Origin of the sequence: Sphingopyxis indica (assembly GCF_032879645.1) — a bacterium.
GTDB lineage: Bacteria > Pseudomonadota > Alphaproteobacteria > Sphingomonadales > Sphingomonadaceae > Sphingopyxis > Sphingopyxis indica.
The window spans coordinates 1,510,145-1,525,743 of record NZ_CP076394.1; the positions used below are offsets into that span (position 1 = coordinate 1,510,145).

General features: G+C 65.4%; 13 protein-coding genes. 6 read left to right on the forward strand and 7 right to left on the reverse strand.

Annotated elements, in window-relative coordinates:
- The first annotated feature begins 208 nt into the window (after window positions 1-208).
- Together KNJ79_RS07045 and KNJ79_RS07050 are read left to right on the forward strand one after the other, a co-directional pair.
- Window positions 209-2,695 carry a glycoside hydrolase family 3 protein gene (locus KNJ79_RS07045; protein WP_317153377.1) on the forward strand — a complete coding sequence of 829 codons (2,487 nt, stop codon included), beginning with the start codon at window positions 209-211 and terminating at the stop codon, window positions 2,693-2,695.
- 120 nt (window positions 2,696-2,815) lie between these two features.
- The gene (locus KNJ79_RS07050; protein WP_317153378.1) at window positions 2,816-4,039 is read left to right on the forward strand and encodes an NAD(P)/FAD-dependent oxidoreductase; all 1,224 of its coding nucleotides are present in this window, start codon (window positions 2,816-2,818) and stop codon (window positions 4,037-4,039) included.
- Between the two features lie 6 nt (window positions 4,040-4,045).
- On the opposite strand, the gene KNJ79_RS07055 is transcribed toward KNJ79_RS07050, so the two are convergent.
- Window positions 4,046-5,197: a BamA/TamA family outer membrane protein gene (locus KNJ79_RS07055; protein WP_317153379.1), complete on the reverse strand. Its 1,152-nt coding sequence runs from the start codon at window positions 5,195-5,197 to the stop codon at window positions 4,046-4,048.
- Window positions 5,198-5,582: 385 nt separating this feature from the next.
- On the opposite strand from KNJ79_RS07055, the gene KNJ79_RS07060 reads away from it, so the two are divergent.
- Complete coding sequence (locus KNJ79_RS07060) at window positions 5,583-6,587, forward strand: autotransporter outer membrane beta-barrel domain-containing protein (RefSeq protein ID WP_317153380.1); 1,005 nt, start codon at window positions 5,583-5,585, stop codon at window positions 6,585-6,587.
- Between the two features lie 140 nt (window positions 6,588-6,727).
- Here the strand turns inward: KNJ79_RS07060 and KNJ79_RS07065 are convergent, their stop codons facing one another.
- On the reverse strand, window positions 6,728-7,513 hold the full coding sequence (locus tag KNJ79_RS07065; RefSeq protein WP_317153381.1) for an acid phosphatase: 786 nt from the start codon (window positions 7,511-7,513) through the stop codon (window positions 6,728-6,730).
- Between the two features lie 243 nt (window positions 7,514-7,756).
- On the opposite strand from KNJ79_RS07065, the gene KNJ79_RS07070 reads away from it, so the two are divergent.
- Window positions 7,757-8,290 carry a DUF4136 domain-containing protein gene (locus KNJ79_RS07070; RefSeq protein WP_089214136.1) on the forward strand — a complete coding sequence of 178 codons (534 nt, stop codon included), beginning with the start codon at window positions 7,757-7,759 and terminating at the stop codon, window positions 8,288-8,290.
- Between the two features lie 2 nt (window positions 8,291-8,292).
- Here the strand turns inward: KNJ79_RS07070 and KNJ79_RS07075 are convergent, their stop codons facing one another.
- Window positions 8,293-9,396, reverse strand: coding sequence for a BamA/TamA family outer membrane protein (locus KNJ79_RS07075; protein ID WP_317153382.1), 1,104 nt, complete (start codon window positions 9,394-9,396; stop codon window positions 8,293-8,295).
- A 248-nt stretch (window positions 9,397-9,644) separates the two neighbouring features.
- On the opposite strand from KNJ79_RS07075, the gene KNJ79_RS07080 reads away from it, so the two are divergent.
- On the forward strand, window positions 9,645-10,874 hold the full coding sequence (locus KNJ79_RS07080) for a BamA/TamA family outer membrane protein (protein WP_317153383.1): 1,230 nt from the start codon (window positions 9,645-9,647) through the stop codon (window positions 10,872-10,874).
- A gap of 27 nt (window positions 10,875-10,901) precedes the next feature.
- Here KNJ79_RS07080 and KNJ79_RS07085 read toward each other — a convergent pair whose 3' ends face one another.
- Entirely contained in the window at window positions 10,902-11,759 is an 858-nt protein-coding gene (locus KNJ79_RS07085; RefSeq protein ID WP_317153384.1) for a bestrophin-like domain, read from the reverse strand.
- 297 nt (window positions 11,760-12,056) lie between these two features.
- Between KNJ79_RS07085 and KNJ79_RS07090 the strand changes: the two genes are divergently transcribed.
- Entirely contained in the window at window positions 12,057-12,707 is a 651-nt protein-coding gene (locus KNJ79_RS07090) for a response regulator (protein WP_089214723.1), read from the forward strand.
- Here the strand turns inward: KNJ79_RS07090 and KNJ79_RS07095 are convergent.
- The 3 genes from KNJ79_RS07095 to KNJ79_RS07105 all read right to left on the reverse strand — a co-directional run bounded on the left by KNJ79_RS07095 (window position 12,694) and on the right by KNJ79_RS07105 (window position 15,496).
- Window positions 12,694-13,449 (reverse strand): sensor histidine kinase, encoded by a 756-nt coding sequence (locus KNJ79_RS07095; RefSeq protein WP_317153385.1) that lies wholly within the window; start codon window positions 13,447-13,449, stop codon window positions 12,694-12,696. The genes KNJ79_RS07090 and KNJ79_RS07095 overlap by 14 nt on opposite strands.
- A gap of 213 nt (window positions 13,450-13,662) precedes the next feature.
- Window positions 13,663-14,580, reverse strand: a complete 918-nt coding sequence (locus tag KNJ79_RS07100; RefSeq protein ID WP_317153873.1) for a formylglycine-generating enzyme family protein — start codon at window positions 14,578-14,580, stop codon at window positions 13,663-13,665.
- Window positions 14,581-14,845: 265 nt separating this feature from the next.
- Window positions 14,846-15,496: a YidH family protein gene (locus KNJ79_RS07105; RefSeq protein WP_089214140.1), complete on the reverse strand. Its 651-nt coding sequence runs from the start codon at window positions 15,494-15,496 to the stop codon at window positions 14,846-14,848.
- Between the last annotated feature and the right edge of the window lie 103 nt (window positions 15,497-15,599).

Below are 15,599 nucleotides of genomic sequence, written 5' to 3' on the forward strand. Positions count from 1 at the left end.
TTCGGGACGCCCAAATGGCTTCCATCTCGGGGCGAAAGCCGCTTGGAAAGGCAACCAGCCTTCCCGGCGCGTCTTTCGCCCCGAGCTGTTCGCCATTTGGGCGCCTCGATGGCGCCATTTATGAGTTTACGACCTAGGCGCTTGATTTCGCATCGCCGCTATGCGAGATCAAAGATTGATAACGTTCACAATATAGAATGGGAGAGACATGAAGCGATCGGCATTTGCGATGGCGACGGCCCTTTTGCTCGCAGGCGCCGCCTTTGCCGCGGCGCCCGAGGGCGGCGACGCCGGATCGGCAACGGTCCATCCCGAACTCTGGCCGGCGGCGAAGAGCCCCGCGGCGATCACCGACGCGGCGACCGAAAAGCGCATCGACGATCTGCTCGCGCGTATGACCGTCGAGCAGAAGGTCGGGCAGCTGATCCAGGCAGACATCAGCACGATTACGCCGGGGGACCTCGAAACCTATCCGCTCGGCTCGATCCTCGCCGGCGGCAACAGCGGCCCCAATGGCAATGAACGCGCGAGCGCGGCCGACTGGGCGGCGCTCGTCGGCGAATTTCGCGCCGCGTCGCTGCAACCGCAGGCGAACGGCGTCGCGATCCCGATCATCTTTGGCGTCGATGCGGTACATGGTCACAATAATATCCCCGGCGCGACGTTGTTTCCGCACAATATCGGCCTCGGCGCGATGCACGATCCCGAACTGCTCCAGCGTATCGGCGCCGTGACTGCGGCCGAGATCGCGGGCAGCGGCATCGAATGGACCTTCGCACCGACGCTCGCGGTGCCGCAGGACCTGCGTTGGGGGCGCAGCTACGAAGGCTATTCGTCCGATCCGAAGCTCGTCGCCGCCTATGCGCGCGCGATGGTTCTCGGCCTGCAAGGGACGCTCGCGACCGGGCGTCCGGTCGGCGCGCACCATGTCGCGGCGACCGCCAAGCATTATCTTGCCGACGGTGGCACCTTCGAGGGCAAGGATCAGGGCGACGCGAAGATCGGCGAGGAAGAGCTGATCGCCAAGCATGCGCAGGGCTATCCCGCGGCGATCGACGCCGGCGCGCTCACCGTGATGGCGAGTTTCTCGAGCTGGAACGGGGTCAAGAACCACGGCAACAAGGGGCTGCTCACCGACGCGCTGAAAGGCAGGATGGGCTTCGAAGGCTTCGTGGTCGGCGACTGGAACGGTCACGGGCAGGTCGCGGGGTGCAGTGTCACCGACTGTCCGCAGGCGGTCAATGCGGGGCTCGACATGTATATGGCGCCCGACAGCTGGAAGGGGCTCTACGAAACGACGGTGCGGCAGGCCAAGGACGGCACGATCCCGGCCGACCGGCTCGACGACGCGGTGCGGCGCATCCTGCGTGTCAAATATAAGCTCGGGCTGTTCGATGTCGACCATGTCGACCGCGGCAACCCCACCGCCATCGGGGCGCCGGATCATCTCGCGGTCGCGCGCGAAGCGGTCGCAAAGTCGCTCGTGCTGCTCAAGAATAATGGCGGCGTGCTGCCGATCAAAGCCGGCGCGAACGTCCTCGTCGCGGGACCGGGCGCCGACAATATGGCGATGCAGTCGGGCGGCTGGACGATCAGCTGGCAGGGCACCGACGTGACCCACGCCGATTTCCCCAACGGCCAGACGATCTGGGAAGGGCTGAAGGCGGCGGTCGACGAAGCGGGCGGCAGCGCGACGCTGTCGGCCGACGGCAGCTTCACCGCCAGGCCCGACGTCGCGATCGTCATATTCGGCGAAGAACCCTATGCCGAATTTCAGGGCGACGTCCCGACGCTCGACTACCAGCCCGCCGAGGCGAAGGATCTCGCGACGCTGAAGAAGCTGAAGGCGGCGGATATTCCCGTGGTCGCGGTCTTCCTGTCGGGCCGCCCGATGTTCGTGAATCCCGAAATCAACGCCGCCGACGCCTTCGTCGCCGCCTGGCTGCCCGGATCGCAGGGGGCCGGGGTCGCCGACGTGCTCGTCGCGGGGGCGGACGGAAAGACGCGCAGGGACTTCACCGGCACGCTGCCCTTCGCCTGGCCGGTCGACGCGCGCTCGCCGGTCGAAAAGCCGCTGTTCGAGGTCGGCTATGGCCTGACCTACGGCTCGGCGCGCCGCGTTCCGGCGCTTCCCGAAGATCCCGGCGTCGATGTCGCGGCGATGATGAATGTCGAGACCTATTTCGCGGGCGGCCGCGCGCGCGCGCCGTGGAGTCTGTCGATCGCCGATGCCGGCGGCTCGCGCCAGGTCGAATCGGGACCGCTGGAGAGCAGCTATGGCCTGCTCGCGACGCGCTCGGTCGATGTGCAGGCGCAGGAGGACGGCAAATCCTTCGTCTGGACCGGGCCGGCGACCTTCAACCTGTCGGGGCCGGTCTCCGACCTGACGCGCCAGCTCAACAACAGCTTCGCGCTGCGGCTCGACTGGCGGATCGACGCCAAGGGCAGCGGCCCGGTGACGCTGGCGTTCGGCGGCGTCCCGCTGGCGATCGGCACGATGGTCGCGGCGGCCGCGGAAGGCGAGATTTCGACGCTGAAAGTCCCGCTGCGCTGCTTCGCCGACGCCGGCGCCAATGTGCAGCGCGTCGACTATCCGGTGTCAGTGAGCGCTGACAAGGGATTTGCCGCGACCCTGCTTTTAGCGAAGGTCGAAGCGGTCGGTGAGGATCTGCCCTGCCCGGCGAAGGTGGAGTAAAGTAGCATCGGTCGCGAAGAGGAGGATGCGGCAGGCAGTCTTTTTTCAACGCGAGGATTAAAGCGCCGCGCGAACAATGCTACCGCCGCCGCCGGACACACGGGCAAGGCGGAGCGGCAGATGCATTTCGACGTGGTGATTGTGGGCGGGGGACATGGCGGCGCGCAGGTCGCGGTGATGCTGCGGACGCAGAAGTTCGAGGGCAGTATCGCCATCGTCGGCGAGGAGACGGAGCTGCCTTACGAACGCCCGCCCTTGTCGAAGGAATATTTCGCGGGCGAGAAGGAATTCGAGCGCATCCAGCTGCGCCCTGCCAAATATTGGGATGAGCGCGCGGTGACGATGCTGCTCGGCAAGCGCGTCGTCAGCGTCGATCCGGCGGCGCATAGGGTCACGACCGAGGACGGCGAAACGATCTCCTATGGCAAGCTCGTCTGGGCGACTGGCGGCCGGCCGCGGATGCTGCCGATCCCGGGGGGCGACCTTCCCGGCGTGCAAGGCGTGCGTACCCGCGCCGATGCCGATGCGATGAAGGCGGCCGCCGAAACCGCAAAGCAGATCGTGGTGATCGGCGGCGGCTATATCGGGCTCGAGGCAGCGGCGGTGCTCAGCAAGGCGGGAAAGAAGGTCGTGCTCCTCGAAGCGCTCGACCGCGTCCTCGCGCGCGTCGCGGGCGAGGATCTGTCGCGCTTCTATGAGAAGGAACATCGCGAGCATGGGGTCGACGTCCGTCTCGGCGTGTCGGTCGAGGCGATCAAGGGCAGCGATCATGTCACCGGCGTCCAGCTCGCGGACGGCGAAGTCATTCCCGCCGACCTGGTGATCGTCGGTATCGGCATCGTCCCCGCGGTCGAGCCTTTGATCGCGGCGGGGGCCGAGGGCGGCAACGGCGTGCTGGTCGATGCCTATTGCAAGACGAGCCTGCCCGACATCTATGCGATCGGCGACTGCGCCGCGCATGCGAACGCCTTCGCCGAGGGCGCGTGCATCCGCCTCGAGTCGGTCCAGAACGCCAATGACCAGGCCAATGTGGTGGCAAAGGGCATCTGCGGCGCCGAGGCGCCCTATCATGCGATCCCGTGGTTCTGGTCGAACCAGTACGACCTGAAACTCCAGACCGCGGGCCTGTCGACCGGGCACGATCAGGCGGTGCTGCGCGGCGACCCCGCGACGCGCAGCTTCTCGGTCGTCTATCTGAAGAAGGGCAAGGTGATCGCGCTCGACTGCGTCAATGCCACCAGGGATTATGTGCAGGGCCGCATGATCGTCACCGCGGGGGTGACCGCGACCCCCGACCAGCTCGCCGACGCCGAAACACCGCTCAAGGCGCTATTGCCCGCATAGGGCTCCTCAGAAGGCTTCGCCGATCCCGAAATAGAAGGCCGCGCCGTCCTTTCCCCACGCGATGTCGGCGCGCAGGTTCACATTGGCGTCTTTCGAGGCGAGGTAGCGGATGCCGACGCCGCCCGATGTGAGCACGGTGCTGTGCTTCCAGATCGCGCCCGCATCCTCGGCGATCCCGCCGACCCCGAAAAAGGCGACGCCGCCGAGCTTGCCGAACAGATGCTGGCGCAGCTCGGCCTGGATCGCCCAGCTCGCGCCGTCGCGATAGCGTCCGGTTTCATAGCCGCGAAGGTCGCCATGCTGGCCGAACAGGCAGAGGTCGTAATAGGGCGCATCGTCCGACACGCTGCACGCCTGCTTGCGGATGCCCAGCACCGTGGTCCTGCCGAGCGGGAAATAGGCGTTGGCGTCGAGTTCGAACTTGTGATGCCCGAAATCGCTGCCGAGCCATGATGCGCCGTAGAGCAGGCTCCCGGTGACATAGACGCCCTTGCGCGGATTGGTCGCATTGTCGCGCTTGTCGAAGGTGAAAGAGGGGCCGATCATCCCGATCGCGCTGTTGCGTTCCAATGCCGGCGGTTCCAGATCGGGCCGTCCGGGAAGCGGGACCTTGATCGTCGAATCGAGGTCCATATAGAGCAACCGCGCGCCGACATAGAGGTGGCTGAGGAAACCCTTGTCGAAAATCCGGACCTGCGCGTCGGCCAGGCCTGCGAAGGCTTCGTCGTGCAGCTTGATCGAGACGCCGGCCGACCCGGCGTTGGGGCCGATACCGTAAAAGTTGAGATTGGCCTGCCCATAGCCGGCAAAGCCGACGAAGCGGACCCTGTCGTGCGTGTCGGACATGCGGTGAAAGACGCCGGCGCCCCAGCTGTCGGTGCTCGTATAGCCGCCGCCGAGGCCCGTGACCCACGGCTGGTCGGCCTTGTTGGGATTGTAATAGAGCACTGCGGCGCCAGCGATGCCGGTTCCGAACGCCGGGTTGGAGATCGGGATGGGCGCGACGACCAGATCGGCCTTGGCGTCGGGCGCCGGTTCGGCCGCTTGCGCCGGGGGAAGCGGAACCTCGACGCCCAGATCGTCGGAGGCGAGCGTCTGCGCCTGATCGGTCATTTCCTTGACGGGCAGATTCTGCGCGTCGGCGGGGGCGGCGCCCAACAGGAGTCCTGCAAGGATCAGCAAGACATGGCTCGCGTTCACGGCTCGGGACACAAGGGTTCGACCTCCGCTCGTCGGACTGGATGAACGGGGGTGATTGTTCCGGCTGGCCGCGCCGAAGGCGATAGGGGGAACTCTGGTCGTTCGCAGAGGCAAACCCTGACCGGCCCGGTCGCGGCGATGGAGGCGGCAAGCGCCGAAACTCGTTCCCGCACGGCAAGGATGGCGCGCGGGCCATTCCAGAAGGCCGCGCGGGACCATGGGCGCGGATCTTGCGCCTCGGTATTCGTCCGCCGGGCGTTTCGGGAAAACTCCCCGGGTCCAGGCCGCGGGCGATGCGCTATGCAGGGCGCGCACCCCCTGTGGCGATTGGGATGGAGTGAGGATGCGACGACCGGCGCTTGCCCCCCTGTTGATGATGGCGGCGGCGGGTTGGACGAGCCCTGCACCGGCCCGGCAACCGGCCGCCGAAGCCGAGCCATCGCTCCAGTCGGACACGGCGCCTCCCGAAAATGAGGAAGGGCCCATCGTCACCCCTGCGGATCAGGTCGAAAGCGAGCGCGCCTTCGGCCTGTTCCCGATCGGTGCACGGCAGGCGATCGAGCGCGGCTATGATCTTCCGCCGCCGCTCGGTGCCAGCGGCATGTACATCCACAATGTGCAGAATATGGACAGCCGCAACCTCGCGGTGACGGTCGCCCGCGGCGTCGATCCGCCGGAGGATGCCGATCTGATCGACGTCCCCTTCGTTACGACGCGGAAGCTCGAAAGCCACACCTCGAACTCCGAATTCAAGGCCGACCTGTGGGTTCTGCCCTTCCTCAACGTCTTTGCGGGCGTCGGCAAGGTGCGCGGACATATCGACATCGACGTCGACATCGACCTCGACGCCTTCGTGCCGCCGCCGATCTGCCGCCCGGCCAAGCCGTGCGGCCACGTCGACCTGCCGTTCCGCGGCACGGTCGACAATACCACGGTCACGGTCGGCGCGATCGCCGCCTATGGCGGGCGCGACTGGTTCGCTGCGCTTGCCGTTGCCAAGACGCTCAGCGTTTCGGAAAAGGACCGGTCGAACATCGAAACCACGAACATCGGCCTGCGCGCCGGTCCGAGGCTTCGTTTCAGCCCCGACGTGATCCTGTTTCCCTATGCCGGGGTGAACTATTTCGATCTCGACGCCACGGTGTCGGGCGTCGTGCGCAGCGGTCCGGTGCTGCCGGGCGACGACACGGTGAACCTGCGTTACCGGATCGACCTGTCGAGCAGCCGGCCGTGGAGTGTCATCAACGGCTTCAATCTGGCGCTCGGTCGCCGCCTGTCGCTGCAGGCCGAATATGACTGGGGCGAGGGGTCGGACCGGCTCGTGCTGACCGCGACCTATCGTCCTTGAGGGCGCGGTGGCCGCTTGCTTTCAAATTGGCCGGCAGGTCGGCCGCGGGGGGCCAGGGAGCATCGACCTGCCGGCCTTGGGACGAGGCGCCGTCGGCGCCTCGCGGAGAAACGGCGGCAAGCCGCTGCCGCCGTTTCGCGTCAGTCCGCCGGAACCGGGGCGGATACCGGGCAGGATGCGTCGTGCCGGTTCGCGATCGCGGCGATTTCGGTGCGCGCCGCGGCCAGGTCGGCGGTGAAAGCCGGGTCGGCGTGAAGCCGCGCCACCGTCGCCGCGGCGATCTGCCGTCCCGCGTCGACATCGCTCGCCCAGTGCGCGTTGCACACCATGCGGCTGACCCCGAAATCGCGCCCGCGTTGCAGGATCGCGTCGTCGCGCTGCGGATCGATCTCGGTCAGGACCAGCGCCCATCCCCATCCGAGTGCGCTGTGCCCCGACGGATAGGACCCGTCCTTGCGCAGCATCGCCTCATCGGGCGGGAAGCAGGTGCGGCCCTCATGCGCGACGAAGGGCCGGGTCCGCTGATAATGATTCTTGGCCTTGTAGGTCGACAGGCCGACGTCGATCGCCATCCTGCCGAGCAGCCGGTACAGCGCAGGCGTGGCCTTGGCATCGGGCGTGAAGCCCAGCGCACAGGAAAAGGCCTGGAAGATATGCGGCGGGTGCAGGTCGGCGTCCGACGCCGCTTGCTTCCAGCGCTCGCTCTCGGGCGGCACGGTGGTTTCGCGGCTCACCTCCTCATCGCGCGCGAACGCCGCCGACCCGGGCTCGGGGGGCGGCGGCAGCAACGCGAGGCTGTCGGGCAACTGGTCGCGCGCCAGATAGCCGGGCGGCAGCGCCGACATATCGGGCTGGGCGAACGCAGAGCCTTGCAGCAGCAGGAGCAGGGCTCCCGCCAGAGCAACGCTCGCCTTTTGCTTCACCATGTCTGACGTCCCTTTCCACTGGCGACACCAGCAGACCATTTTTTCGCGCGCGCGCCTATCGGGGTTTTCCATGACCACGGACCGGGTGCCCGGATCGAGCGCGTCCGGGCCGGTCCGCCGCGTCCGCACCGGCTTTGCGCCGTCCGTCCTCCGGGCCGAGACGGGCGCGCGATGGGGTTAATCCCGATAGCTTCGCGCGGCCGGAAAGGGGAATTTGGCACGGTGCTGTCAGGGAGACCCGAGATGAAGAGCAGACATTTGGCTATCCTTCCCGTGATGCTGGCTCTCGCCGCTTGCGCGAATACGCCGACGGTGAACTATGATGCAGATCCCAGCGCCAATTTCGCGGCCTATAAAACCTATAGCTGGGCCTATCAGAAGGTCCCCGACGGCGTGAACCCGCTGATTGCCGACCGCGTCCGCACGTCGATCGACAACAGCCTCGCCGCGCGCGGCTATACCAAGGCCGACCCGGGCGATTTCGCGGTCGGCTTCACCATCGGCTCGCGCGATCGCGTCGAGGTCAACGACATGGGCGTCTATGGGCCATTCTATCGCCCCTGGGGCGGCTGGGGCGGCTGGGCGGGGCCGCAGGTCGACGTCCGCAACGTCACCGACGGGACGCTGGTCATCGACGTCTATGACACCGGCACCAAGTCGCCCGTCTGGCACGGCACGGCGACGCAGGAAGTCACGAAGAATTCGGGTTCGCAGGAGAATATCGACAGCGCGGTGAACGCGGTGCTCGCGAAATTTCCGCCGCCCCCGAAGAAATAGGCTCAAAAGGCTTCGGCGATCCCGAGGTAGATTCCCTTCGAATCCTTCCCCACCGCGAAGTCGAGGCGCAGGTTGATGTTGGTCTGGCGCGAGGGGCGGTAGCGCAGGCCGATACCTCCGGCGGGCAGGAGGTTGCTTTGGTCGAGATCGCCGAGCGCCGGTGCTATTCCGCCCAGCCCGGCAAAGGCGACCATTCCGAAACGGCCGAACAGCTGGCGGCGCAGCTCGGCCTGCACCGCCCAGCTCGCGCGGTCGCGATAGCGTCCGGTCTTGTAGCCCCTGAGGTCGTTCTTCTGTCCGAAGAGGCACAGATTATAGAAGGGTGTCCCGTCCGACGCGGCGCAGAGCCCCGCGTGGAGCGCCAGCACGGTTTTCGCATCCTGCGGAAGATAGGCGCTGACACCCGCGGTCAGTCTGTGCGACCCGAAGTCGCCGCCAAGCAGCTTCGCCCCCCACATCCATTCGGCATGGGCATAGAGCCCGCGCCGGGGATTGAGCGTGTCGTCGCGCGTGTCATAGGATAGCGCCGGCCCGACCTGCATCAGCTGGCCGTCGGCTTCGTCGGGTGGAATTGCAAGATCGGGATATTCGGGCGGCAAATCCTGTTCGTGCGTCTCGCTCGAAAGATAGAGCATCCGCACGCCGGCATAGAAGCCGGGCGCAACGCGCATCTGGCCCTGCACCCGCAGCGCGGTGAATTTTTCGTCGAGGTTGACCGACACATTGCGGTCGCCCGCGGCCGGGCCGATGCCATAATAATCGGCAACGAGCTTTCCTGTGCCCGCAACCCCCGTGACCCTGAACCGGTCGCTGTCGAGCGACATGCTGTGCAGGCCGCCGATGAGCCAGTTGCCATTGCTCGTCTTCATCGCGGCGGCGCCGCTGATCCACGGCGAGGGGGCCTGGTTGGGGTTGTAGAAAATGACCCCGGCAACGACCAGGCCCGTGCCGAGCGAAGGACTCGTGATCGGCAGCGGCACCGCGAGCAGGTCCTTCTTGTCCGCCACCTGCGCCGCTGCCTGCACCTGTTCGTCGATCTCTTCCATCTGCTCGGCCTGCTCGGCCGCGAGCGCCGGCGCGCTGGCGCCGAGCAGCAGCGGCAGCAACAGCCGCGCAAGGCATCGGGGTCGCCGTGCCGCTTTAAAGGGGAAGGGCGGGCTCATCGTGCATAAGGCTTATCGCCGTTCGGGCGGCGATAAATCCCCACTAACCCCGAGGTCGAGAGGGACGGCTCGCAGCGTCGCTTGCGGCGATAATCCTTCCATGTCGGGGAATTCACCGATTGGGGGAGCGCCGCGCTTTCCGGATGCTTGGCGAACCGGCCGTTCCCGGCCGGCAACCGAACGGATGTCCGATGAAGCCTCCAGTCCGCACGATGATCGCGGTTGCGGCCCCCTGCTTAGCCGCGCTCGCCGGCGCGCTGCCCGCGTCGGGACAGGAAAATCCGCCGGCTGCCTCTGCCCCGGATTCCTATCACGCGCCGGAGGGCCCGCCGACGGAAGACAGCACGGAGACGGCCAAGCCCGAATCGAAGTTCCACCGGATGTTCTTCGACGAGACCGACGGCAAGCTCGACTTTTCGCGCCTGCTGGAAAAGGGCGGCTTTTTCCCGATGCCGGTCATCATCACCGAACCCGCGGTCGACGGCGGCTTCGGAATCGTCGCGCAGTTCATCACGCTGCCAAAGGAAAAGGGCGGCAGCATGACCCGGCGCATGGCCGGCGCGGTCAAGACCGGCAATGGTTCCTATGGCTATGGCTATTATCAGTCGGGTTCGATCGCCGACGGGCGGATCAGCTATAAATTCGGGGCGGGGCGGGGAAAGGTGACGCTGACTGCCTATCCGCGGCTGCTGCCGGCCGGCCTCGAATATACGAACAAATATGATTATGGCGTCCTCGGATCGGTGCAGTTCCACCTCGCCGATCGCCGCTTTTCGATCGGTCCGCTGCTCGATTTCCGGCAAATCCATTCGAAGATCGACATCGCCGGCCTGCCGGAGCAGCTCGACGACGTTTTCGACCGCAAGCTGAACACTGGCGCCGTCGGCCTCGGTGTGCATTTCGACGACCGCGACAATGCGTTGAGCCCGACCAAGGGATCGAACCTCTATGCCGAAGGCAAGTTCAACCTCGACGCGCTCGGCAGCGACCGGGAGTTTCAGAGCTATGCCCTGCACGGTTACGGGTTTCAGCCGCTCTCGTCCGACTGGCGGGTCGGCGCGAAGGTAGAGGTCGACGCGGTGCGCGGCAGCTATCCCGCCTATTTCGCAAGCTCGATCAACCTGCGCGGGGTCGAGGCGCGGCGCTATCAGGGCGGCGCGGCGGTAAGCACCGAGCTGGAGGCGACGCGGCGGCTCGACGATCGCTGGTCGATCGTCGGCTTTGCCGGCATGGGATACACCGACGCGGGCGGCAAGCGCATCTACGCGGATTCGGGAACGATCGTCGCGGGCGGCGCCGGATTTCGCTATCGCATCGCGCGCAAGCTGGGCCTCGACGCCGGGGTCGATGTCGCGGTCGGTCCCGGCGGCGCGATCTTCTATCTCCAGTTCGGCCACGCCTGGGGCTTCGGAATGGATTGAAGCCTCTGGCCGGGGCGTTTGCAGGGCTCATGGGCCGGCAGAGGGCGCCGCGTTCGCGCTGCCGAAGCTGCCAGGCGGCTGCGCCTTCATCGTCTCGAGCAGCTCGAGCATCGGCCGGTTGTCCTCGACGACGCCGCCCCCCGTCGCGCGATCGAGGTCGATGATGAGGAGCAGCGCGCTGCCGAACAGCACGAGCAGCAGCGCGGCGGTCAGCCGGCCGCGCTCGCCCGACAGGACATAGCCGAACACGCCCGCGGCGACGAATTGATAGACCAGCAGCACGACGAAGACCTCCAGCGGCACATGCGATCGTCGCGACTGCTGCCGCGCGGCATCGTCGTCGATCATCTCGTTGATCGATTCGATATAAATGCTCGCAAATTCATGGTCGGGGATCGCCGGATAGGCATCGACGAGGCGGGACCATAGCTGCGTGATCATCGCATTGCTCCGCGCCAGCAATTCCTGCTGCTTCGGCCCGCGCGGCTCGCGCGCCAGCGCAATCCGGTTCTCGGTATAATCCCTGAGAAGATTGCCGATCGCGCTGCGGTGCGGTTCCTCGATCAGCTGCGTGCGCAGATAGGCGGTGCCGATCGCGTTGGATTCGGCCAGAACCATCGAGCGCCGGTTGTCGAAGCGATCGACCGCCATCGAAAAGGTGAAGCCGACGAGCAGCGCGAGCAGGCCCATGACCGCCGAGACGATATAGCCGATCTCCGAGCCTTCTTCCTTGGCGTCCTTGTCGTCGGGCTTCGGCGGGGCTTTCCGCTTTCTGCCGCCGCGCAGCAGCCAGCCCGCGAGCGCGGCGACCAGCATTCCGCCATAAAGCGTGATCCCGATTAGCCAGATCGGGGTGGTGAGAAGCCAAAGCCCAAATGCCGCCATGCCGCGCTCCTTCCTGAAGGCCGCAATCTGGCAGCGCCGCCGTGCGGACAATATCGGTAGAAATCCCCAAAACGGATTTCGCCGATCGGGAGTTCCTGTCGGCGGGCTGCGTTTGGCGGGCCGAAAACTCCGCTGCGCTTGCCGGCGCCGGGCGGCTTTCGATCCCCTCGCGGGTGAATAGAGGGTCGGGTCGCCCCATATCCATAGTTATTCCTGATGGACGCCTTCGCCGGAATGGGCAATCATCGCTCGTTCTTGAGGCTGCGGCGCATCGCGCCCGACGACGAGAGGGAGGCCATGAGTAGCCCGGTCAGGCGAATCGTCATCGCGGACGATCATGAAGCGATCCGCGTCGGAGTTCGAACCACCCTGTCGGCCAACCCCGACTGGCGGATCGTCGGTGAGGCAGACAACGGGCGCGACGCGCTGGAATTGATCCGCTCGACTCAACCCGACATCGCCATTCTCGACTATTCGTTGCCGATGATGAACGGTCTCGAGCTGACCCGCGCGATCAAGCGCGAGCTGCCACGGGTCGAGATACTGATCTTCACCATGCATGATCGCGAGGATGTCCTCGCCGAATTGCTGGCGGCGGGGGTGCGCGGCTATCTCGTCAAATCCGATGCGACCAAGCATCTGATCTCGGCGGTCGAGGCGCTGGCGATCCGGCGACCCTATTTCTCGGGGCAGGTGTCGCAGACTCTGCTCGACCGGTTTGTCGAATCGACGACGCGCACGACCACCAATTCGCCGCTGACCTCGCGCGAGCGGGAAATCGTGCAGCTGATCGCCGAAGGGCTGCTCAACAAGGAGATCGCGGCGATCCTGGGGCTCAGCATCAAGACGATCGAGACGCATCGCGCCGCCGCGATGCACAAGCTCGATATAAAGACCGCGGCGGGGCTGGTGCGCTACGCCGTGCGCAACAATATCATAGAGCCCTGAACCCCCCATTGGCGCCGAACTGCGCCACGTTCAGCGGGCATCGGTTGTTCAACAGCCGCGGCGCGATCGCTGTAACCACGGTGCCATGGTCGCCCGCGCGAACAGAAAAGCGGCCGCACAGGCCCGCCATCCGGGCCTGCATGCCGCTGAGGCCCACCCCGCGCCCGCTTCTTTCGGTGCCGCCGCTGCTCTTCTTCCAGCGGCCATTGTCGCGGATACGAAGCACCTGCCAGTTCTGTCGCGAGGTCAAGCGAACGCGCGCATGACGCGCGCCGCTATGCTTGTAAACGTTCATCAGCGCGGCCTGCGCGACGCGGAACATCGCCAGTTCCGCCTCGCGACTCGCCGCCGGGCGATAGCCGCTTCCGTCGAACACTATGTCGATGCCGGTACGCGCCGCGAGCCCCGCCACGAGCGAACTCAACGATTCGCCGAGTCCGAAACGGTCGAGTTCGGGCGGGTTGAGCAGATAGCTGAACGAACGGATCTGTCGCTGCAGTTCGCCGATCCTGTTCTGCGCCGCATTATGCGCCCGGATGCGCGATTCGTCCCTGCCGCCGCGGAGCGACTGGATTTCGAATTCGAGCGCGAGCAATTGTTGCGCCAGGACGTCGTGCAGGTCGCGTGCGATCCGCCGCCGCTCGTCGTCGCGCGCCTCGAGCATCTTGATGTGAAGATCTTCCGGCGTGCAGATCATCGCGCTGCCTGCCGCCGACATTTCGTCGGCCAGCCGTTCGATCAAAGCAGAATATTCAAAGGAAACCATGTCGAGCGCCCCTCAATTCACCTGAATGAATGATTGCACGATCCCGACCCTCCGATGCGGTTATCCTAACCGCAAAGGAGCGACGTTCCCCCCAAGCAACATGCTACATAAAATCCCTGAATAATCAACAGGGAATACGCGCAACTATAAATAACTCCTGTCGTTTTTCTGTATCCGCTTCGATTGTCATCAATTGGTAAAGTTGCGCCTTACACATCGAAAGCCGACATGGCTCGTGGAGGTGTCGATCGGCTGTGCATGACGCGCCGCCGGACGATAACGCTGACAGTAATTCGGGGCGCACAGGTGCGAGCCGCCCTTGAGCACCTTGCGCGGAATGCGAATCTCGGGCTGCGCCGGGTCATAGCTCCGTTCGCGCGCCGCCCCGCGGGGATTGCGGGGGGCGCAGCAGGGGCGGCTCGTCGCCGCTTCGTGGCCATCGGCGAAATAATCGCTCGTCCATTCCCAGACATTGCCGATCATGTCGAACAACCCGTATCCATTTGCGGGAAACTCCCGAACCGGCGAGGTGCGGGCATAACCGTCGGTCAGCAGATTTTCGTTCGGAAACGCGCCTTGCCAGGTGTTCGCCATCGGTTTGCCGTCCGGCATATAATCGTCGCCCCAGCCATAATCGGCGCGGTCGAGACCGCCGCGTGCGGCATATTCCCACTCGGCCTCGGTCGGCAGCGACTTTCCGGCCCACTCGGCATAGGCCTGCGCATCGTCATAGGAGACGTGGATCACCGGATGGTCCTCAAGGCCGTCGAGCGACGAATCGGGGCCGAGCGGATGCCGCCAGTCGGCGTCGAAGCGATAGTCCCACCAGGCCATGCTGTTCAGCGGAACGGGATGGCCCGGCGGAGAAAAGACGAGCGAAGCGGGCCGCAGAAGTTCGGGAAGCGCGCCTGGATAATCGGCGGGATCGGGCGCAATCTCGGCGGTCGTCACATGACCGGTCGCTTCTACGAATGCGGCAAAATCGCGGTTCGTCACCGGGGTCACGTCGATCCAGAAACCATCGACGGCGACGGGATGCGCGGGTGCTTCCTCGGGATAATGCTTGTCGGACCCCATCCAATAGGTGCCGCCCTCGATATAGATCATGCCCTGCGTCGATGGCGCGGCGTGGCCGAGGTCGTCGATATTGGGACGCTTCTCCACAGAAGCCCTCCTTTTCCTTAGGGGTGATAGAGAATTCTAGGGGGTTCTACCATCGGTAAAAACCCCGGCGGCGGCCGATTTGAATCCGGCCGTGCCGGGCGGCGAAAATAGCGTTTGCCGCGGGCGGGGCGGCTGCGATCCCGCGCCCGGACTCTTGTTTTACCGTGATTTTCGAGCCGTGAAATGTTCCATTTCACTCGAAATCATTCTAGCCGAACAGCGAAATATTGAAGATGATGCTGAGCAGGGCGAGCAGGCCGACGATCAGCAACAGGATCGCCACGACGAGCGCGACCGAGACCGGATAGGCGCTCTGGCCATGGATCAGCTGGCTGTCGATCATCTCCTTGCGCAGGTGGCGCAATTGCAGCGCGAACTGCACATGACGCCAGATTCCGCCGATCAAAATGATCATGCCGAGCACGATCAATATTCCGCCGAAATTCCCCGGCGCCCGCCCGCTGGTGATCGCGCCCGAATCGGCCAGCTTTCTGAACACTTGATAGATGGTAAAGCCGAAACTGATCATCGACAGCGAGGTCCGGATTTCCGACATCAGCGTCCGGTCGGCCGACATGCGCGTGCGCTGGATCGACATGCCCGTACGCCGCATCGACATTTCAGTGCGGTTTTCCGACAGGTCCGTGCGGTGCATCGACAGGTCGGTGCGATATTCGGACAGATCGGTCCGGTGCTCCGAAAGGCCCGTGCGATGGCGCGAGAGGCCGGTGCGGAAGTGCGAATAGATGGTGGGAATCTCCTCTCCCTTCGCCGAACTGGTGTCCGGGATCGGCGGCACCGGCGTCGGGGCGAGGCGCTCCGGGCGAACGGGGGACTTGGCGGGCGTTTGTTCGGCCATGCTGGGGCTTCCCTGCAAAAGAGGACTGAAGGTCCGCCGAAACTCTCCCGCCGGCCCTGCCTCGACAATCGGGGTTACCCCGCACCCTCGTGCAAACTGGGCC